The sequence below is a fragment of the Streptomyces flaveolus genome (genome assembly GCF_014648815.1).
GTDB lineage: Bacteria > Actinomycetota > Actinomycetes > Streptomycetales > Streptomycetaceae > Streptomyces > Streptomyces flaveolus.
The window spans coordinates 787769-807332 of sequence record NZ_BMRV01000001.1 but is presented as its reverse complement, the minus strand read 5'-3'; the positions used below and the strand labels follow the sequence as shown (position 1 = coordinate 807332).

At 74.1% G+C, this 19564-nt stretch carries 14 protein-coding genes and 1 riboswitch; of the genes, 10 read left to right on the top strand and 4 right to left on the bottom strand.

All coding sequences use genetic code 11. The annotated features are described in order from the left end of the window. Positions 1-187: 187 nt before the first annotated feature. On the bottom strand, positions 188-1786 hold the full coding sequence (locus tag IEZ05_RS03635; protein ID WP_189228484.1) for an ABC-F family ATP-binding cassette domain-containing protein: 1599 nt from the start codon (positions 1784-1786) through the stop codon (positions 188-190). A 285-nt stretch (positions 1787-2071) separates the two neighbouring features. On the opposite strand from IEZ05_RS03635, the gene IEZ05_RS03630 reads away from it, so the two are divergent. Beyond that, positions 2072-2476 (top strand): VOC family protein, encoded by a 405-nt coding sequence (locus IEZ05_RS03630; protein WP_189228571.1) that lies wholly within the window; start codon positions 2072-2074, stop codon positions 2474-2476. Between the two features lie 30 nt (positions 2477-2506). Here IEZ05_RS03630 and IEZ05_RS03625 read toward each other — a convergent pair whose 3' ends face one another. The 3 genes from IEZ05_RS03625 to IEZ05_RS03615 all read right to left on the bottom strand — a co-directional run bounded on the left by IEZ05_RS03625 (position 2507) and on the right by IEZ05_RS03615 (position 6479). After that, positions 2507-3925: a hypothetical protein gene (locus IEZ05_RS03625; RefSeq protein WP_229869560.1), complete on the bottom strand. Its 1419-nt coding sequence runs from the start codon at positions 3923-3925 to the stop codon at positions 2507-2509. A 169-nt stretch (positions 3926-4094) separates the two neighbouring features. After that, positions 4095-5225: an alpha/beta hydrolase family protein gene (locus IEZ05_RS03620; RefSeq protein ID WP_189228483.1), complete on the bottom strand. Its 1131-nt coding sequence runs from the start codon at positions 5223-5225 to the stop codon at positions 4095-4097. A gap of 582 nt (positions 5226-5807) precedes the next feature. Continuing rightward, on the bottom strand, positions 5808-6479 hold the full coding sequence (locus IEZ05_RS03615; protein ID WP_189228482.1) for a class II aldolase/adducin family protein: 672 nt from the start codon (positions 6477-6479) through the stop codon (positions 5808-5810). Between the two features lie 236 nt (positions 6480-6715). Here IEZ05_RS03615 and IEZ05_RS03610 point away from each other — a divergent pair, with 236 nt between their 5' ends. From IEZ05_RS03610 to cobI, 9 genes are all read left to right on the top strand, one after another. Beyond that, positions 6716-7969, top strand: coding sequence for an inorganic phosphate transporter (locus tag IEZ05_RS03610; RefSeq protein WP_189228481.1), 1254 nt, complete (start codon positions 6716-6718; stop codon positions 7967-7969). 33 nt (positions 7970-8002) lie between these two features. Then, positions 8003-8224 (top strand): hypothetical protein, encoded by a 222-nt coding sequence (locus tag IEZ05_RS03605; RefSeq protein WP_189228480.1) that lies wholly within the window; start codon positions 8003-8005, stop codon positions 8222-8224. Between the two features lie 139 nt (positions 8225-8363). Beyond that, a riboswitch (cobalamin riboswitch) is annotated at positions 8364-8511 on the top strand. 106 nt (positions 8512-8617) lie between these two features. Next, positions 8618-9583 carry a cobalamin biosynthesis protein gene (locus IEZ05_RS03600; protein WP_189228479.1) on the top strand — a complete coding sequence of 322 codons (966 nt, stop codon included), beginning with the start codon at positions 8618-8620 and terminating at the stop codon, positions 9581-9583. Continuing rightward, the gene (locus IEZ05_RS03595; RefSeq protein ID WP_189228478.1) at positions 9580-11088 is read left to right on the top strand and encodes a cobyric acid synthase; all 1509 of its coding nucleotides are present in this window, start codon (positions 9580-9582) and stop codon (positions 11086-11088) included. Before IEZ05_RS03600 ends, IEZ05_RS03595 begins: the two co-directional genes overlap by 4 nt. Further along, positions 11085-14738 (top strand): cobaltochelatase subunit CobN, encoded by a 3654-nt coding sequence (cobN, locus tag IEZ05_RS03590; RefSeq protein WP_189228477.1) that lies wholly within the window; start codon positions 11085-11087, stop codon positions 14736-14738. The genes IEZ05_RS03595 and cobN overlap by 4 nt, the downstream gene beginning before the upstream one ends. Continuing rightward, entirely contained in the window at positions 14735-16741 is a 2007-nt protein-coding gene (locus tag IEZ05_RS03585; RefSeq protein WP_189228476.1) for a putative cobaltochelatase, read from the top strand. The genes cobN and IEZ05_RS03585 overlap by 4 nt, the downstream gene beginning before the upstream one ends. Continuing rightward, positions 16741-17340 (top strand): cob(I)yrinic acid a,c-diamide adenosyltransferase, encoded by a 600-nt coding sequence (gene cobO, locus IEZ05_RS03580; protein ID WP_189228475.1) that lies wholly within the window; start codon positions 16741-16743, stop codon positions 17338-17340. Before IEZ05_RS03585 ends, cobO begins: the two co-directional genes overlap by 1 nt. Next, on the top strand, positions 17337-18836 hold the full coding sequence (locus IEZ05_RS03575; RefSeq protein ID WP_373298721.1) for a cobyrinate a,c-diamide synthase: 1500 nt from the start codon (positions 17337-17339) through the stop codon (positions 18834-18836). The genes cobO and IEZ05_RS03575 overlap by 4 nt, the downstream gene beginning before the upstream one ends. Then, positions 18833-19564: a precorrin-2 C(20)-methyltransferase gene (cobI, locus tag IEZ05_RS03570; RefSeq protein ID WP_189228473.1), complete on the top strand. Its 732-nt coding sequence runs from the start codon at positions 18833-18835 to the stop codon at positions 19562-19564. The genes IEZ05_RS03575 and cobI overlap by 4 nt, the downstream gene beginning before the upstream one ends.

Below are 19564 nucleotides of genomic sequence, written 5' to 3'. Positions count from 1 at the left end.
CGCGCCCGCGGCCGAGTGGATTTCCTGGCGAAACCGCAGGTCAGAAAGGCGACACGGCCGGGGCCTCCAGAGTGGAGGCCCCGGCCGCGAAATCGATGTAGGACACACCTCATGATGAGGAGATCTCACACAGATGGTGGATCACGGATCGGCCGAATGATCCATACCCAGTGGATCATCCATTCGATCAAGCGAGGGCGACGAGGTCCGCGTAGTCGGAGCCCCACAGGTCCTCGACGCCGTCCGGAAGCAGGATGATCCGCTCCGGCTGGAGCGCCTCGACCGCGCCCTCGTCGTGGGTGACGAGCACGACCGCGCCCTTGTAGGTGCGCAGCGCGCCGAGGATCTCCTCGCGGCTGGCCGGGTCGAGGTTGTTGGTGGGCTCGTCGAGCAGCAGCACGTTGGCCGAGGAGACCACCAGGGTGGCCAGCGCCAGACGGGTCTTCTCGCCGCCGGAGAGGACACCGGCCGGCTTGTCGACGTCGTCGCCGGAGAACAGGAACGAGCCGAGCGTCTTGCGGACCTCGACCAGGTCCAGGTCGGGGGCGGCGGAGCGCATGTTCTCCAGGACCGTGCGCTCCGGGTCGAGGGTCTCGTGCTCCTGCGCGTAGTAGCCGAGCTTGAGGCCGTGGCCCTCGATGACCTTGCCGGTGTCGGGCTTCTCCGCCCCGCCCAGCAGGCGGAGCAGGGTCGTCTTGCCCGCGCCGTTGAGGCCGAGGATGACGACGCGGGAACCCTTGTCGATGGCCAGGTCGACGTCGGTGAAGATCTCCAGCGATCCGTACGACTTCGACAGCCCCTCGGCCATGAGCGGGGTCTTGCCGCACGGCGACGGCTCGGGGAAGCGCAGCTTGGCGACCTTGTCGGACTTGCGCTCGGCCTCCAGGCCGGCCAGCAGCTTGTCCGCGCGGCGCGCCATGTTCTGCGCGGCGACGGTCTTGGTGGCCTTCGCCCGCATCTTGTCGGCCTGCGAATGCAGCGCGGACGCCTTCTTCTCGGCGTTCTGCCGCTCGCGCTTGCGGCGCTTCTCGTCGGCCTCGCGCTGCTGCTGGTAGAGCTTCCAGCCCATGTTGTAGACGTCGATCTGGGCGCGGTTGGCGTCCAGGTAGAACACCTTGTTGACGACCGTCTCGACCAGATCGACATCGTGGGAGATCACGATGAAGCCGCCGCGGTAGGTCTTCAGGTAGTCCCGCAGCCAGACGATCGAGTCCGCGTCGAGGTGGTTCGTGGGCTCGTCGAGCAGCAGCGTGTCCGCGTCCGAGAACAGGATCCGGGCCAGCTCGACGCGGCGGCGCTGACCGCCGGAGAGCGTGTGCAGGGGCTGGCCGAGCACACGGTCGGGCAGGTTGAGCGCGGCGGCGATGGTGGCGGCCTCGGCCTCGGCGGCGTATCCGCCCTTGGTGAGGAACTCCGTCTCCTGGCGCTCGTACTGCTTGAGTGCCTTCTCCCGGGTGGCGCCCTGGCCGTTCGCGATGCGCTGCTCGTTCTCGCGCATCTTGCGGATCAGGGTGTCCAGGCCGCGGGCGGAGAGGATGCGGTCGCGGGCCAGCACGTCGAGGTCGCCGGTGCGCGGGTCCTGCGGGAGGTAGCCGACCTCGCCGGAGCGGGTGACGGTGCCGCCTGCGGGGATGCCCTCGCCGGCGAGGACCTTGGTGAGGGTGGTCTTGCCGGCGCCGTTGCGGCCGACCAGGCCGATGCGGTCGCCCTTGGCGACGCGGAAGGTGGCGCTTTCGATGAGGACGCGGGCACCGGCGCGCAGCTCGATGCCGGAGGCGGAGATCACGGACAGACTCCAGGGCGGGTGGTTGACGGGATGGGCGGCTGAGGACGTTTCCCGCCGTCTAATGCGCGAGGAGAATGGCCATGGGGCCAGTCTAACGGGGTCGTGCAACCACTTTTCCCGGAAGCCGGTCCCCCCGGTCCTCTGTTCGGCGCTCCCCTGTTCGGATGCGCTGGTCGGGGGCGCCGTCAGTGGCCGGTGCGAGACTGGGCGACGGGCCGGATCCCGGGACCTTCCGGCGTCCGGTCACCGTCACCGGCTCACAAGGGAGTGATCGGCATGACAGGCATGGACGGCGGCCGCCCGAGCGTCTATCCGACGCTGCTGTACGCGGACGCCAAGGCGGCGGTCCGCCAGCTCACGCAGGCCTTCGGTTTCACGGAACTGGCCGTGTACGAGGGCGAGGACGGCTCGGTCGCGCACGCCGAGCTGGCCCAGGGCAACGGCGCGGTGATGCTCGGCTCCAAGGGCACGGGCAGCCGCTTCGACGAGGCCATGAAGAACGCCGGCCCGACGGGGGTGTACGTCGTGGTGGACGACGTGGACGCGCACCACCGGCGGGCCGTGGAGCACGGCGCGGAGATCCTGATGCCCCCGACGGACCAGGACTACGGCTCGCGGGACTACATGGCCCGGGACCTCGAGGGCAACATCTGGAGCTTCGGGACGTACGCGCCCGAGATCCGGGGCTGACGCCGGGGGCCCCGCGCCAGGACGCCTCGTTCAGCTGCCTCCCGTGTGCACCTGGAACGCGGCCCGGCGCACGGCCTTGGCCAGAGCCGGGTCGGGGTGGGCGGCCGCGAGGGCGACCAGGACCTGCACGGTGCGCGGGTGCCCGACGGCGCGGACCTCGTCGAGGAGGGCCGGGACGGTGGGCTGCACGGCGGACTCCAGATGCCGGACCAGCAGCGGCGCCTCGCCGTGGTCGGCGACCGCGGCGGCGGTGTCCACCCACAGCCAGGTGGCCTCCTGCCGGGTGAGGACCTCGTGGGCGTCCTCGGGGTCGGCGCCGTCGTGCTCGGCCAGCCACAGCAGGGCGTAGGGACGCAGCGTGGGCTCGTCGAGCACGGCTCGGACGTCGGGCTCGGCGGGGGCGCCGACGACGCGCAGCGCCTCGAAGGCGTGGCCGCGCAGCAGGGCGTCCTCGCCGCGGGCGGCGGCGAGCAGCTCGGTGACGGCGCTGCCGACGGGGCGGGCGGCGAGCCAGGCGCGGTACTCGGCGCGGGCCGCGTTCGGCCGGAGCCGGCCGCAGCCGCGGAGCATGTCCTCGGCCGACTGCTCGATGTTCCCGGCGGGGCTCTGCGCGGCCACGCAGATCTGCTCCAGCTTGACCCAGACCGCCCAGCTGCCCAGCGGGGTGAGGGTGGCGTGGCCGTCGCCGCAGGTGAGGGCGCCGACGGAGGCCAGGGCGTGCAGCGCCCAGTCGAGGAGCGGGGCGAGCGGGGCGCCGTCCGTGGTCCGTTCCGGCTGCGGGGCGTCGGGGGTTCCCGGTTCGAGCCGGGGGCCGTAGGGGACCTCGCAGCGCTCGGTGCGCAGTTCGGTGACGCGCTGCTCCAGCAGGTCCAGGAGCTGTTCGACCGGGACGGGCCCGGCGGACAGCTGGAGGAAGGACAGCACCTGGGGCATGGCGGAGACGACCTCGGCGACGGCGGCCGGCTCGTGGCCGTCGGGCTCGGGGTGGGCGAGCGACCATGCGTCGAAGAGGGCGACCCAGCCGCGCAGGACCGCGCTGTCGTCGCGGTTCCAGGCGCGCAGGCGCCAGCCGGGCCGGGCGGTGCCGCCGTGCACCTCGACCAGCCCGGCGAGGCGGGCGGTGTCCCAGTGGGCACGGACCTCGGCCACGGTCAGACCCAGCTCGCGGGCCGCGTGCTCGGCGGTCGCGTCGGACAGGGTGGCCTTGCCGTCGGCGGTGGCGCTGCCGCGGCCGGGGCCGAGGGCGGCGTCGGCCCAGCGGGCGATGCGGGCGGCGCCGGCCAGGCCGGAGCGCGCCATTCGGGCCAGTTCCGACCGGGCCGGTGTGCCCTCCGGGGGGCGCGGTGCGGCGCGGTGCGGGCGGCGCTGGTTCATCGCTCTGGGGGCGGCGGCCAGGGGTCGCGGACGGACGAGTCGAAGCCTGGAGTCGCGCGGGATACGGGACGTCACGGGTGCAGTCTTCCGGTTGACGGTCCGAAAACCCAAACGGAATGCCCGGGGCGGCGGCGGACAGGGCCGCCGCGGGGCCTGAGCAGGCGGCCCGGGAGGGAGAACCGGCCATCGGCACGGCCCTGAACGGAACCTGAGCGGCGCGCGGCGGGGCGGGGCCCCGCCGGGGTCACACGAGGGGGGTCAGGAAGCGCCGCAAAGTCTCCAGGTAGGAGTCGGGGTCGGCGTTCCACATGGCGCCGTGCGGGGCGTCCCGGACGGTGTGGAGGGAGACCAGCCGGGAGTGGGCGTCCGCGAAGCGGCGGGTGAGCCGCCAGGGGGCGACCGTGTCGTCGGGGCCGTGGAAGACGAGGGTCGGCACCGTGAGGGCCTCGCGGCCGGCCTGGGCGGCGGCGCCGTCGGCGTGCAGTCCGGCGCGGCCCTGCGCGGCGCGGACCGCGAGCGGCAGCAGCACGCCGGGTGTGCGGCGGGCGGCGGCCAGGGCGCGCAGGGTGGTCTCCCAGCTGAGCACCGGGGAGTCCAGGACGAGCCCCGCGATGCGGTCGCGGGCGGCGGAGTGCGCGGCGGTGCGCAGGGCCATGGTGGCGCCGGTGGACCAGCCGAGCAGGACGATCTGGCGGGCGCCGTGGTCGAGGGCGTAGTGGACGGCGGCGTCCAGGTCGTGCCACTCGGTCTCACCGAAGTGGTGCAGTCCGTCGGGAGAGGGCGGGGCGCCGGCGTCGCCGCGGTAGGCGAGGGCGAGCACCGGGACGTTCCGGTCGTGCAGGGGGGCCATGAGGTTCAGGGCGTGTTCCCGGGTGATGCCGAGGCCGTGCACGGCGATGACCCAGGTGGGGCGGGCGCCGGGCACGAACCAGGCCGGGAGGGAGCCGAGTTCGCCGGGGACGTCGACGTCGGTGTAGTCCAGGCCGAGGGCGGTGCCGGGGGTGCCGACGTACAGGTTGGGGGTGAGCCAGGCCCGGTCGCCGGTGTCGAAGGTGCCGTGGGTGACGCTCTCGAGGCGGCGTACGACGGTGTCGGCGCCGTGCTGGGCGGTGCTCAGGACCGGGCCGACGACCGCGTGGGACGCGTCGCCCGCGAGGCCGTAGCGGCCGGGGCGCAGCGCGGCGAGGTCCCGGGTGAGGGTGATCTGCCCGGCGGCGGTCCCGTGCACGGTGAGGCGGGGTTCGGTGGGCAGGGGCCGGCCGGGGGGCGCCTTGAGCGCGGCGTCGCTGGCCAGTCGGCCGGCGGCGACGCTCGCTGCGCCGGCCGCCGCCAGGGCTGCGGTGACTGCGGCGGCCGTTGCTGTGACAGTGCGCATGGGGCCAGTCTCCCGGTGGAGTCCGTGGGCGGCCAGCGGGCGGACGACACGGAGTGACGACGCCCGGCCGGGCCCGGGCCATGGGCCGGCTCGACTGCCGGTACCCCCGAACCCGCCCCGTAACCCCCGGCCCCGCCTCGTCCGGCGGCGACCGATCGCCGCCCCGGCTCCGGCACGGCACCGCCGACCGCGGGTCCGACGGAACACCCCGCCGCGGCGTCGCCGAGCAGCGGACGCCCCCCGGCCCAGGACGGACGCCACACACCGCACCGTGCACACGCACCCGCCCGCCGGCCCCGCAGGACGCCCACCGCCGCGTCCCAGCCGGGCGGCGGACGCCTCCCTGGCCGAGCGGCGGGCGCCGGCACCTCCGGCCCGGCGCGACGGGCGGCGCACACCCCGCGGCCCGCAGCCGCCGAGCACCCGCATCCGGACCTGGCACCGCCGCAGCGGAAGCCGCTCGTCCGGGTCGCCTCCGCAACCGCCCGTACGGTCCCGGCGAGGGGTCCGCCGCCGGGCGCCCCGCCCTCCGGGGCGCAGGTTCACTCGGCGTGACGACGGACAGCCGCCCGGCAGGGCCCGTCAGGTCGGCTGGCCGTAGCCGCGCAGGCGTTCCGACGCCTCGTCCAGCTGGGCCGGGGTCAGCAGGTTCGGGGTGTGGCCGGGCACCGAGGAGGCGGTCAGCCACAGGCGGCACATCCACTCGAGCTGGGCGGTGCGGTCGTAGGCCTGGTCGAGGGTGGTGCCGTAGGTGATCGTGCCGTGGTTGCGCAGGAGGCAGCCGGTGCGGTCGGTGAGGGCGGCCAGCATGTGGCGGGCGAGTTCGTCGGTGCCGTAGGTCGCGTAGGGGGCGACCCTGACGGGGCCGCCGAGCGCGGCGGCCATGTAGTGGACCGGCGGGAGCTCGGGGACGAGCAGCGAGACCGCCGTGGCGTGCACGGCGTGGGTGTGGACGACGGCGCGGGCGTCGGTGGTGCGGTACACGGCGAGGTGCATGGGCAGTTCGCTGGTGGGGACCAGGGTGCCGAGCACCTGTCGGCCGTCGAGGTCGACGCCGGTGACGTCGCCGGGGGCCAAACGGTCGTAGGGCATACCCGAAGGGGTGATCAGTACCGTGTCGCCGATCCGTACCGAGACGTTGCCGGAGGTGCCGACCACGAGCCCGTCGGACACCGTCCGCCGGGCCGTGGCGACGAGCGCCTCCCAGGCCTCGGACTCTCCTGCGGATACCCGTCCGACCCGCGATTCCGTCACAGTTCACGCCTCCCGCCGGGCGTCGCGCACGCCCCTCGCCGCGCCGCGGTCCGGCGCCCCGCGGCGATCCTGCCAGGCACGTCTCCGGAGAGCGTCGGCGCGGGCACGCAGCGCAGGCGTTCACGGAGGTCACGACCCCGTTTCCGGTCACCATGACGCCCGGTCCAGTTCATCTTCCGTTCACTCTGGTTACCTACGTTCGACGCGCCAATGACCTCGAACGATTGCCTGGGTAAATGGAAAGCTTCTCGCTGATCCTCGCGATTGTGGTGGTAACCGCACTCGCGTTCGATTTCACGAACGGTTTCCACGACACCGCGAACGCGATGGCAACGACCATTTCGACCGGTGCACTCAAACCCAAGGTCGCGGTGGCCATGTCCGCCGTGCTGAACCTTGTGGGCGCCTTCCTCTCGGTGGAGGTCGCCAACACGATCTCCAAGGGTCTCGTCGACGAGACCGGCATCCGTCCCGAGGTCATCTTCGCCGCGTTGGTCGGCGCGATCCTCTGGAACCTGCTGACCTGGCTGGTCGGGCTTCCGTCCAGCTCTTCGCACGCCCTCATGGGCGGTCTGATCGGCGCCGCCGTGGCCTCGGCGGGCATCGGCGCCGTGCACGGCGACGTGCTCGTCACCAAGGTGCTCCTGCCGGCCGTCGCCGCCCCGATCGTCGCGGGCGTCGCGGCGATGCTCGCCTCCCGGCTGACGTACTCGCTCGGCCGCAAGGCCGACGGCAAGGCCGCGGAGAAGGGCTACCGTGCCGGGCAGATCGCCTCGGCCGGCCTGGTCTCGCTCGCCCACGGCACCAACGACGCCCAGAAGACGATGGGCATCATCACCCTCGCCCTGATCGCCGGCGGCGCCCTCGCCCCCGGCGCGAACCCGCCCGTCTGGGTCATCCTGTCCGCGGGCCTGGCCATCGCCCTCGGCACCTACCTCGGCGGCTGGCGCATCATCCGCACCATGGGCAAGGGCCTGACCGACCTCCAGCCGCAGCAGGGCTTCGCCGCCCAGACCAGCGCCGCGACGGTCATCCTGGCCTCCTCCCACCTCGGCTTCTCCCTCTCCACCACGCACTCGGTCTCCGGCTCGGTCATGGGCGCGGGCCTCGGCCGCAAGGGCGGCGTGGTCCGCTGGTCCACGGCCACCCGCATGTTCGTCGCCTGGGGCCTGACCCTGCCGGCCGCGGCCCTGGTCGCCGCGCTCGCCGAGTGGGTCTGCGGCTTCGGGGACTGGGGCACGGCGCTCGTCGCGGTCTTCCTGGTCGCCTCCAGCTTCGCGATCTGGCGGATCTCCCGGCGCGAGGTCATCGACCACACCAACGTCAACGGCGGCGACGCGCCGGAGCCCGAGCCGGCCGGCGTGGTGACCACGGCGATCGCCGCCGTGACCCCGCCCCCGGCGGGCGTGAGCGAGGAGCTCACCGCCACCGTCGCGGCCCCGCCCGCCGGCGTGGACACCAAGACCCCGTCGGCCGCCACCACCGTCTGAGCCCGCGTCCGGGTACGAAGGAAGAGAACCGCCATGACAATCGACTGGGCAGCCCTCGGCTCCGTCTTCGGGGTCAGCCTCGTGGCCACCGTGGCTCTGGTGGCCCTGTTCACCCTCGGCATCGTCGGCCTCTCCCGCCAGGAGCGGGCCACCGCCCAGGGCGGTTCCGCGGTGCTCGCGGTCACCGGTGCCTACGCCTGCTTCGCGGCCTGCGCGGCGGCGGTGGCGTACGGGATCTATCTGATCGTCGCCTGACCGGCAGGCGCACACCGTGCGCGGGGCGTGGGACGGACTCCACCGTCCCACGCCCCGCTGCTTTTTCCGTGCCGGCGCACACCACCCGTGTGTGGGCCTTCGCACACTCCCCCGCTGCAGGTCAACAGCAAGTTGACGGGTGTTCGCGGGCCGTGGTGGACTGCCGGAGCCATTACGGCGGCAGGAGAGGAAGCCGGTGCGAGTCCGGCGCGGTCCCGCCACTGTCACCGGGGCAGTACGCAGGTACGGCCCCGCGAGCCAGGAACTCTCACCGCCGATTTCGTCGAACCAGGGCGTGGACACCCTGAGTGAGGACATATCGCCATGCGCGGCTGCCGTTCCGGGCTCACCAGAGACGCACTTCCGCTGTCCCTTCCCACGGCCGGCTGAGCCGTGCGCGCCGAACGCGTCTTCGCGTACGGCGCCGCCGCCGGCCTTCTCGGCGACCTCCTCCTCGGCGATCCGCGCCGCGGACACCCGGTCGCCGCGTTCGGCCGTGCCGCGGGCGCCGTGGAACGGGTGCTGTGGCGTGACCACCGGGGCTGGGGGGTGCTGCACACCGCCGTGTGCGCCGGTGGCGCCGTCGTCCTCGGGACCGCCGCCGCCCGCGCCGTACGCCGCTCCCCCGCCGCCTCCGTCGCGCTGACCGGCGCCGCCACCTGGGCCGTCGTGGGCGGGTCCTCGCTTGCCCTGGAGGCCCGCGCCGTCGGGCGGGCGCTGGAGGCCGGGGACGTCGAGGCGGCCCGGGCCCGGCTGCCGCACCTGTGCGGGCGGGACCCGCAGGCGCTGGACGCCGACGGGATCGCCCGGGCCGTCGTGGAGTCCGTCGCCGAGAACACCTCCGACGCGGTCGTCGGCGCCCTGGTGTGGGGCGCCGTGGCCGGAGTGCCGGGGCTGCTCGGCTTCCGGGCCGTGAACACGCTGGACGCCATGGTCGGCCACAAGTCCCCCAGGTACCGCCGCTACGGCTGGGCCTCGGCCCGCCTCGACGACCTCGCGGGCTGGCCGGGCGCCCGCCTGACCGCCGTGCTGACCACCGTGGCCGGCGGCGACCCCCGGGGCGCCGTGCGGGCCTGGCGTGCCGACGCCGCGCGGCATCCGAGCCCCAACGCCGGGCCCGTGGAGGCGTCCTTCGCGGGCGCCCTGGGCGTGCGGCTCGGCGGGACGCTCTCGTACGGCGGCCGGGTCGAACACCGGCCGGTGCTCAACGGGGCGGCGGGACGCGCCGTCCGGGCCGGATCCGGCGACATCGAGCGGGCCGTACGGCTGTCCCGGCGCGTGGGCTGGCTGGCGCTGGGCGTGTGCGCGGGCGCGCGGCTGCTCGTCCGCGGGGTCAGCAGGAAGGGACGTACGTCATGAACGGTGGCCTCCTCGTCGCCGGCACCACCTCCGACGCCGGCAAGAGCGTCGTGACCGCCGGGATCTGCCGCTGGCTGGTGCGCCGGGGCGTCAAGGTAGCGCCCTTCAAGGCGCAGAACATGTCGCTCAACTCCTTCGTCACCCGCGAGGGCGCCGAGATCGGGCGGGCCCAGGCCATGCAGGCGCAGGCGTGCCGCGTCGAGCCGACCGCGCTGATGAACCCGGTGCTGCTCAAGCCGGGCGGCGAGCAGAGCAGCCAGGTCGTGCTGCTCGGCAGGCCGGTCGGGGAGATGAGCGCCCGCGGCTACCACGGCGGGCGGCAGCGGCAGTTGCTCGGCACGGTGCTCGACTGCCTGGCCGAGCTGCGGGGCACGTACGACGCGGTGATCTGCGAGGGGGCGGGCAGTCCGGCCGAGATCAACCTGCGCCGGACGGACATCGTGAACATGGGGATCGCCCGGGGCGCCGGGCTCCCGGTCCTCGTCGTCGGCGACATCGACCGCGGGGGCGTCTTCGCGTCGTTCTTCGGCACGGTGGCGCTGCTGTCGCCCGAGGACCAGGCGCTGGTCGCCGGGTTCCTCGTCAACAAGTTCCGGGGCGACGTGTCGCTGCTGGAGCCCGGCATCGACATGCTCCGGGACCTCACCGGGCGGCGGACGTACGGCGTGCTGCCCTTCCGGCACGGGCTCGGCATCGACGAGGAGGACGGGCTGCAGGTCTCGCTGCGCGGGACGGTGCGGGAGTCCGTGGTCGCGCCGCCGGTCGGCGAGGACGTGCTGCGGGTCGCCGTCTGCGCGGTCCCGCTGATGTCCAACTTCACGGACGTGGACGCGCTGGCCGCCGAACCCGGTGTCGTGGTGCGGTTCGTGGACCGACCGGAGGAGCTGGCCGACGCCGACCTGGTGATCGTGCCGGGGACGCGCGGGACGGTACGGGCGTTGGAGTGGCTGCGGGAGCGGGGGCTCGCGGAGGCGATCGCGCGCCGGGCCGCCGAGGGCCGGCCCGTGCTCGGCGTCTGCGGTGGCTTCCAGCTCCTCGGCGAGCACATCGAGGACGAGGTCGAGTCCCGCGCCGGGCACGTGGACGGGCTCGGACTGCTGCCCGTGCGGGTGCGGTTCGCCCGCGAGAAGACCCTCACCCGGCCCGTCGGCGAGGCCCTCGGCGAGCGCGTCGAGGGGTACGAGATCCACCACGGGGTCGCCGAAGTGACGGGCGGCGCCCCCTTCTTGGACGGCTGCCGGGTCGGCCAGACCTGGGGCACGCACTGGCACGGCTCGCTGGAGTCGGACGGCTTCCGGCGGGCGTTCCTGCGCGAGGTGGCCGCCGCCGCGGGCCGCCGCTTCGTGCCGGCCCCCGACACCTCGTTCGCCGCGCTGCGCGAGGAGCAGCTCGACCGGCTCGGCGACCTGATCGAACAGCACGCGGACACGGACGCGCTGTGGCGGCTCATCGAGTCCGGCGCGCCACAAGGACTGCCCTTCATTCCACCGGGAGCGCCCGCATGAGCACAGTGTTGTTGTTGTCGACCGCCGACACGGATCTCCTGGCGGCCCGTGCGTCGGACGCCGCCTACCGGATCGGCAACCCGACCCGGGTCGACGTCCGGGAGGACCTGCCGGGGCTGGTCGAGGGCGCCGACATCGCCGTCGTACGCCTGCTCGGTGGCAAGCGGGCCTGGGAGGACGGGCTCGCCGCGCTGAAGGCGTCCGGGATCCCGACCGTGCTGCTCGGCGGCGAGAGCGTGCCGGACGCGGAGCTGATGGCCGAGTCGTCGGTGCCGGCCGGCGTGGTGGCCGAGGCGCTGCGCTATCTGGTCGAGGGCGGCCCGGACAACCTCACACAGCTCGCCGGGTTCCTGTCGGACACGGTGCTGCTGACCGGCGAGGGCTTCGACGAGCCCCGGAAGATGCCGGAGTACGGCGTCCACGGCTCCCGGTCCTTCGTGGAGGGCCGCCCGACGGTCGGCGTGCTCTTCTACCGGGCCCACCAGCTCAGCGGCAACACCGCGTTCGTGGACACGCTGTGCGACGCGATCGAGGCGCGCGGCGCCAACGCGCTGCCCGTGTACTGCGGTTCGCTGCGCGGCGCGGACCCCGCGCTGTACGAGCTGCTGGGCCGGGCCGACGCCCTGGTCGCCACCGTCCTCGCCGCGGGCGGCACACACGCCTCGCAGGCGTCGGCGGGCGGCGACGAGGAGGCGTGGGACATCGGTGCGCTGGCCGACCTGAACGTCCCGGTGCTGCAGGGGCTCTGCCTGACCTCGTCCCGGGCCGCCTGGGAGGCGTCGGACGCCGCGCTCTCCCCGATGGACGCGGCGATGCAGGTCGCGATCCCGGAGTTCGACGGCCGCCTGATCACGGTGCCGTTCTCCTTCAAGGAGCAGGGCCCCGACGACGTACCGGTGTACGTGGCCGACCCCGGGCGGGCCGGGCGGGTCGCCGGGATCGCCGTGCGGCACGCGGCCCTCAGGCACAAGCCGAACGCCGGCAAGAAGCTCGCGCTCGTCTTCACCGCGTACCCGACCAAGCACTCCCGGGTGGGCAACGCGGTGGGGCTCGACACCCCGGCGTCCGCGGTCCGGGTGCTGGACGCGCTGCGGGACGCGGGGTACTCGCTCACCGACTACCCGTCCGGCGGCGACGAGCTGATCCACCGGCTGATCGAGGCCGGCGGTCACGACGTCGAGTGGCTGACGGAGGACCAGCTGGCCGCGGCGCCCGCGCGGGTGCCGCTGGCCGACTACCGGGCCTGGTTCGAGAAGCTGGACCCGCAGCTGCGGGACGCGATGACCGAGGCGTGGGGCGAGCCGCCGGGCTCGCTGTACGTCGACGGGGACGACATCGTGCTGGCCTCCCTCCAGTTCGGGAACGTCGTCGTCATGATCCAGCCGCCGCGCGGCTTCGGGGAGAACCCGATCGCGATCTACCACGACCCCGACATGCCGCCGTCCCACCACTACATGGCGGCGTACCGGTGGCTGGAGAACAGTTTCGGCGCCGACGCGATCGTGCACATGGGCAAGCACGGCACCATGGAGTGGCTGCCCGGCAAGGGCCTCGGGCTGAGCGGCGGCTGCGCGCCGGACGCGGTGCTGGGCGATCTGCCGCTGATCTACCCGTTCATCGTCAACGACCCCGGCGAGGGCACCCAGGCCAAGCGGCGCGGGCACGCCACGGTGGTCGACCACCTGGTCCCGCCGATGGCCCGCGCCGACACCTACGGCGACCTGGCCAAGCTGGAGCAGCTGCTCGACGAGTACGCGCTCGTCTCCGACCTGGACCCGGCGAAGGCGCCCACGGTCCGGGCGCAGATCTGGACGCTGGTCAAGGCGGCCGAGCTCCACCACGACCTGCATGTGGACGACCAGCCGGACGACGACGCGTTCGACGAGTTCGTCATGCACATCGACGGCTATCTGTGCGAGATCAAGGACGTGCAGATCCGCGACGGCCTGCACGTCCTGGGTGGCGGCCCGGTCGGCGAGCCGCGCGTCAACCTGGTGCTGGCGGTGCTGCGCGCCTCACAGGTGTGGGGCGGACAGGCGAACGCGCTGCCGGGTCTGCGGGCCGCGCTGGCCGCGCACTTCGGGCTGGTCGAGAAGGAGCTGCTGGCCGAGCCGGGCGCCCCGGTGAAGGTGGCGGTGGAGCTGACGGAGCTGGTGGAGGGTCCGGCACGCACCGCGTCCGACGCGATCGACCTGCTGGAGCAGCTGTGCCGGCGGTTCGCGGAGGGGATGGAGTCCCGGGACTGGGACGTCACGGCCGTACCGGGTCTGGTGCGGGAGGTGCTGGGCACCGCACTGCCCGACGCGGTCGCCGTGCTGGAGTTCGCCTGCCGGGAGGTCGTGCCGCGGCTCGCCCGGACGACGGACGAGATCGGTCACATCCTGCGGGCGCTGGACGGCGGTTACGTCCCGGCGGGACCGTCCGGCTCGCCGACCCGCGGACTGGTCAACGTCCTGCCGACCGGCCGGAACTTCTACTCCGTCGACCCGAAGGCGATCCCGTCCCGGCTGAGCTGGGAGGTCGGCCAGTCCCTGGCGGACTCGCTGATCCAGCGGTACCTGAGCGACACCGGCGAGTACCCGAAGTCCGTCGGCCTCACGGTGTGGGGCACGTCCGCGATGCGCACCCAGGGCGACGACATCGCCGAGATCCTGGCTCTGCTGGGCTGCCGTCCGGTGTGGGACGACGCCTCGCGCCGGGTCACCGGCTTCGAGATCGTGCCCCTGGCCGAGCTGGGCCGGCCGCGCGTGGACGTCACGGTGCGCATCTCCGGGTTCTTCCGGGACGCGTTCCCGCACGTCGTCGGGCTGATCGACGACGCGGTGCGGGCGGTGGCGGAGCTGGACGAGCCCGCCTCGCAGAACTTCGTCCGCGCCCACGCCGACGCGGACACCGCCGAGCACGGCGACCGGCGCCGGGCCACGGCACGCATCTTCGGCTCCAAGCCGGGCGCGTACGGAGCCGGTCTGCTGCCGCTGATCGACGCCCGCAACTGGCGCTCCGACGCGGACCTCGCCGAGGTGTACGCGGTGTGGGGCGGTTACGCCTACGGCCGCGGCCTCGACGGGCGGGCGGCGCGCGGGGACATGGAGACGGCGTTCCGGCGGATCGCGGTGGCGGCGAAGAACGTCGACACCCGCGAGCACGACCTCGTGGACGCCGACGACTACTTCCAGTACCACGGCGGCATGGTCGCCATGGTCCGGCACCTCACGGGCGCCTCCCCCGAGGCGTACGTCGGTGATTCGGCCACCCCCGACCAGGTGAAGACCCGGACGCTGGGCGAGGAGACCCACCGCGTCTTCCGCGCCCGCGTGGTCAACCCGCGCTGGATGGCGGCGATGCGGCGGCACGGCTACAAGGGCGCCTTCGAGATGGCGGCCACCGTGGACTACCTCTTCGGCTACGACGCCACGGCCGGGGTCGTGGACGACTGGATGTACGAGAAGCTCAGCGCCGAGTACGTGTTCGACGCGGAGAACCAGGACTTCATGAAGAAGTCCAACCCCTGGGCGCTGCGCGGCATCACCGAGCGGCTGCTGGAGGCCGCCGACCGGGGGCTGTGGGCGGAGCCGGACGCGGAGACGCTGGAGCGGCTGCGCGCCACCTATCTGGAGCTCGAAGGCGACTTGGAGGGTGACGACAAGTGAGTGTCCCGTTCCCGTTCACGGCCGTCGTCGGCCAGGACGACCTGCGCCTCGCGCTGCTGCTGAACGCCGTGTCCCCGGCGGTCGGCGGCGTGCTGGTGCGCGGCGAGAAGGGCACCGCCAAGTCGACGGCGGTGCGTGCCCTGTCCGCGCTGATGCCGGAGGTGGAGGTCGTCTCCGGCTGCCGGTTCTCCTGCGATCCGCACTCTCCCGACCCCGCGTGCCCGGACGGGCCGCACGGGACGGGGGCCTCCGGGTCCCGCCCGGCGCGGATGGTGGAGCTGCCCGTCGGCGCCTCCGAGGACCGGCTCGTCGGCGCGCTGGACATCGAGCGGGCGCTGTCGGAGGGCGTGAAGGCCTTCGAGCCCGGCCTGCTGGCCGACGCGCACCGCGGGATCCTCTACGTCGACGAGGTCAACCTGCTCCACGACCACCTGGTCGACCTGCTGCTGGACGCCGCCGCGATGGGCGCCTCGTACGTCGAGCGCGAGGGGGTGTCGGTGCGGCACGCCTCGAAGTTCCTGCTCGTCGGCACGATGAACCCCGAAGAGGGCGAGCTGCGGCCGCAGTTGCTCGACCGGTTCGGGCTCACCGTCGAGGTCGCCGCCTCGCGCGAGCCCGACGTGCGGGTGGAGGTCGTGCGGCGCAGGCTGGCGTACGACGACGATCCGGCCGCGTTCGCCGCGCGCTGGGCCGACGAGGAGGCCGCCGTACGGGCCCGGATCGTGGCCGCGCGGGCGTTGCTCCCGTCGGTGCGGCTCGGCGACGGGGCGCTGCGGCAGATCGCGGCGACCTGTGCGGCCTTCGAGGTGGACGGCATGCGCGCCGACATCGTGATGGCGCGCACGGCGACCGCGCTGGCCGCCTGGGCCGGGCGGACCGAGGTGCTGGCGGAGGACGTGCGGCAGGCCGCGCTGCTGGCCCTCCCCCACCGGCGGCGGCGCAACCCCTTCGACGCGCCGGGGCTGGACGAGGACAAGCTCGACGAGACGCTGGAGGAGTTCGGCGGGCAGGACGAGGGCGACGGCGACGACGATCCGGACCCGGGTCCCGGCGGCGGTCCCGGTGGACAGCCGGAGCCCGACGACGCGCCCCGGGGCGACGGTGACACCGCCGCGCGGCCCGAGGCCGGGGAGGGCGGGGAGCCGCAGCCGTCCGGCGGCGCCGGCGAGCAGTCCCCCGTGCGGGCCGCCGAGCCGTTCCGCACGAAGGTGCTGAGCGTGCCCGGGCTGGGCGAGGGTGCCGCCGGGCGGCGATCGCGGGCGCGGACCGAGCACGGGCGGACCACCGGGGCCCGGCGGCCCCGGGGGGCGCTGACCAAGCTGCACCTCGCGGCCACCGTGCAGGCCGCCGCCCCGTACCAGCGGGCGCGGGGGCGCAGCGGACCCGGGCTGGTGGTGCGCCGGGACGATCTGCGGCAGGCGACGCGCGAGGGGCGTGAGGGCAATCTCGTGCTGTTCGTCGTGGACGCCTCCGGGTCGATGGCGGCGCGGCAGCGGATGAGCGCGGTGAAGGGTGCCGTGCTGTCGCTGCTGCTGGACGCCTACCAGCGGCGGGACAAGGTGGGGCTGGTGACCTTCCGGGGTTCGGCCGCCGATGTCGCCCTGCCGCCGACCTCGTCGGTGGACGCGGCGGCCGCGCGGCTGGAGTCGCTGCCGACCGGTGGCCGTACGCCGCTCGCGGCCGGGCTGCTGAAGGCGCACGAGGTGCTGCGGGTGGAACGGCTGCGGGACCCGGCGCGGCGGCCGCTGGTCGTGGTGGTGACGGACGGACGGGCCACCGGTGGCCCGGAACCGGTCGTGCTCGCGGGGCGTGCCGCGCGGCTGTTCGCGGCCGAGGGCACCGCCTCCGTGGTCGTGGACTGCGAGACGGGGCCGGTGCGGCTGGGGCTCGCCGGGCGGCTCGCGGAGGAGCTGGGCGGTACGGCGGTGACGTTGGACGAGCTGCGGGCGGATGCGATTGCCGGGCTGGTGAAGGACGTACAGGCGAGCAGGAGGGCCGCGTAATGCCGCAGGGGCAGCCGAGTGTCGTGCCGGACGACGGACTGACGACCCGTCAGCGGCGTAATCGTCCGCTGGTCGTCGTGCACACGGGCGTGGGGAAGGGCAAGTCCACCGCCGCCTTCGGGCTGGCGCTGCGGGCCTGGAACCAGGGATGGCCCATCGGGGTGTTCCAGTTCGTCAAGTCGGCGAAGTGGAAGGTCGGCGAGGAGAACGCCCTGCGGGTGCTCGGCGCCAGCGGTGAGGGCGGGTCCGTCGACTGGCACAAGATGGGCGAGGGCTGGTCCTGGGTCCAGCGGGACGCCCAGATGGACAACGAGGAGAAGGCCCGGGAGGGCTGGGAGCAGGTGAAGCGGGACCTCGCCGCCGAGACGTACAAGCTGTACGTGCTGGACGAGTTCGCCTACCCGATGCACTGGGGGTGGGTCGACACCGACGAGGTCGTCTCCGTGCTCCGGGACCGGCCGGGGACGCAGCACGTCGTGATCACCGGGCGGAACGCGCCGGAGAAGCTGGTGGGGTTCGCGGACCTCGTCACCGACATGTCCAAGGTGAAGCACCCGATGGACGCCGGGCAGAAGGGGCAGAGGGGCATCGAGTGGTGACCTCCTCCGTCCCCCGTCTGGTCGTCGCCGCGCCCTCCTCGGGCAGTGGCAAGACCACCGTGGCCACCGGGCTGATGGCCGCGCTGACCGCGCGGGGCCTCGCCGTGTCCCCGCACAAGGTCGGGCCCGACTACATCGACCCCGGGTACCACGCGCTCGCCACCGGGCGGGTGGGTCGCAACCTCGACGCCTATCTGTGCGGGCCCGAGCTGGTCGGGCCGCTGTTCCTGCACGGGGCGCGCGGGTGCGACATCGCCGTGGTCGAGGGTGTGATGGGGCTGTACGACGGGGCGGCGGGCGAGGGCGAACTCGCGTCCACCGCGCAGGTCGCCAAGCTGTTGCGGGCGCCGGTGGTGCTGGTCGTGGACGCGTCGTCGCAGTCGCGGTCGGTGGCGGCGCTGGTGCACGGGTTCGTGTCCTTCGATCCGGAGGTGCGGATCGGGGGCGTGATCCTCAACAAGGTCGGGTCGGACCGGCACGAGGCGCTGCTGCGGGAGGCGGTGGACTCCGTCGGGGTGCCGGTGCTGGGGGTGCTGCGGCGGGCGCCGCAGGTGGATGTGCCGTCCCGGCATCTGGGGCTGGTGCCGGTCGCCGAGCGGCGGGCTTCGGCGGTGGAGGCGGTTGCGGCGATGGCGGCGCAGGTGGCCGGCGGGTGTGACCTGGAGGCGTTGGCCGGGCTCGCGCGTGGTGCCGGTGCGTTGCCCTGTGCGGCCTGGGATGCGGCTGAGGCCTCGGCCTCCTCGCCCCCGCCGCCCCTTCCCTCCCCCACTCTCGGCTGCGCTCGAGCGGGGGGACCCCCATCGACCTCGGGGGCTGCCGCTCCCGGGCCCCCGCTTTCGGTCCTGAACGGGCCTCGTCCTCAAACGCCGGACGGGCTGGAGATTGCCGGCCCGGGTGTGAGGGTGGCCGTCGCCGGTGGAGCCGCGTTCACGTTCTCCTACGCCGAGCACGCCGAACTGCTCGCCGCCGCCGGGGCCGAGGTCGTCACGTTCGATCCCCTGCGGGACGAGGAACTGCCCGACGGGACCCGTGGGCTGGTCATCGGCGGGGGGTTTCCCGAGGTGTACGCCGCCGAGCTGTCGGCCAACGAGGGACTGCGCAAGAGCGTCGCCGAACTCGCGCTGAGCGGTGCTCCCGTCGCCGCCGAGTGTGCCGGGCTGCTGTACCTGTGCCGGGAGTTGGACGGGCTGCCCATGTGCGGGGTGCTCGACGCCTCCGCGCGGATGTCCGAGCGGCTCACCCTGGGCTACCGGGACGCCGTGGCCGTGAGCGACAGTGCGCTGGCCGTCGCGGGGACGCGGATGCGGGGGCACGAGTTCCACCGGACGGTCGTGGAGCCGGGGGCCGGGGCGGCGCCGGCGTGGGGGATGCGGGCGCCCGAGCGGCGCGTCGAGGGATTTGTGGAGCGCGGTGTGCACGCGAGCTATCTGCACACGCACTGGGCGTCCGCGCCCGGTGTCGCCCGTCGGTTCGTGGAGAGGTGCCGGACGTCATGAGCAGCAGGCTGATCGGGGTGGGGGTCGGGCCCGGGGACCCGGAGCTGGTGACCGTCAAGGGCGTGAACGCGCTGCGCGCCGCCGAGGTCGTCGTCGTTCCCGTGATGGACACCGGGGAGCGGGGAAGAGCCGAGGCGACCGTGCTGCACTACGTGCCCGCCGAGAAGGTCGTCCGGGTCGTGTTCGCGCTGAACGAGCGCACCGACCGGGGGCGCCGGGAGGCGGCGTGGGACGCGGCGGGGGAACGGGTGGCCGCGCTGCTGCGGGCCCACGGATCCGTCGCCTTCGCGACCATCGGCGACCCCAACGTGTACTCGACCTTCACGTATCTCGCGCAGACCGTCGGCGAACTCGTGCCGGGCACCGTCGTGGAGACCGTGCCGGGCATCACCGCCATGCAGGACCTCGCGGCCCGGTCGGGTGCCGTGCTGACGGAGGGCACCGAGCCGCTGACGCTGGTGCCGGTGACCGCCGGGGCCGCTGTGCTCAAGGACGCGCTGAACGGGCCGGGGACGGTCGTCGCCTACAAGTTCGGCCGGCAGGCGGCCGAGGTCGCCGAGGCGCTGCGGGAGACCGGGCGGCTCGACGACGCCGTATGGGGCTCGGCGCTGGGGCTGGCGGAGGAGTCCGTGCGGCCCGCCGCCGAGCTGGACGGGGCGCCGCTGCCCTATCTGTCGACGCTCATCGCACCGGCACGGCGCGAGGGCGGGCGGGGCGGCAAGCTGTGA

What these genes read in the sequence shown, in the direction of transcription:
- cobN (WP_189228477.1), top strand. Translation starts at nt 11,085, where the DNA reads ATGAGCACAGTGTTGTTGTTGTCGACCGCCGACACGGATCTCCTGGCG.
- IEZ05_RS03630 (WP_189228571.1), top strand. Translation starts at nt 2,072, where the DNA reads ATGGACGGCGGCCGCCCGAGCGTCTATCCGACGCTGCTGTACGCGGAC.
- IEZ05_RS03605 (WP_189228480.1), top strand. Translation starts at nt 8,003, where the DNA reads ATGACAATCGACTGGGCAGCCCTCGGCTCCGTCTTCGGGGTCAGCCTC.
- IEZ05_RS03620 (WP_189228483.1), bottom strand. Translation starts at nt 5,225, where the DNA reads ATGCGCACTGTCACAGCAACGGCCGCCGCAGTCACCGCAGCCCTGGCG.
- IEZ05_RS03595 (WP_189228478.1), top strand. Translation starts at nt 9,580, where the DNA reads ATGAACGGTGGCCTCCTCGTCGCCGGCACCACCTCCGACGCCGGCAAG.
- IEZ05_RS03610 (WP_189228481.1), top strand. Translation starts at nt 6,716, where the DNA reads ATGGAAAGCTTCTCGCTGATCCTCGCGATTGTGGTGGTAACCGCACTC.
- cobI (WP_189228473.1), top strand. Translation starts at nt 18,833, where the DNA reads ATGAGCAGCAGGCTGATCGGGGTGGGGGTCGGGCCCGGGGACCCGGAG.
- cobO (WP_189228475.1), top strand. Translation starts at nt 16,741, where the DNA reads ATGCCGCAGGGGCAGCCGAGTGTCGTGCCGGACGACGGACTGACGACC.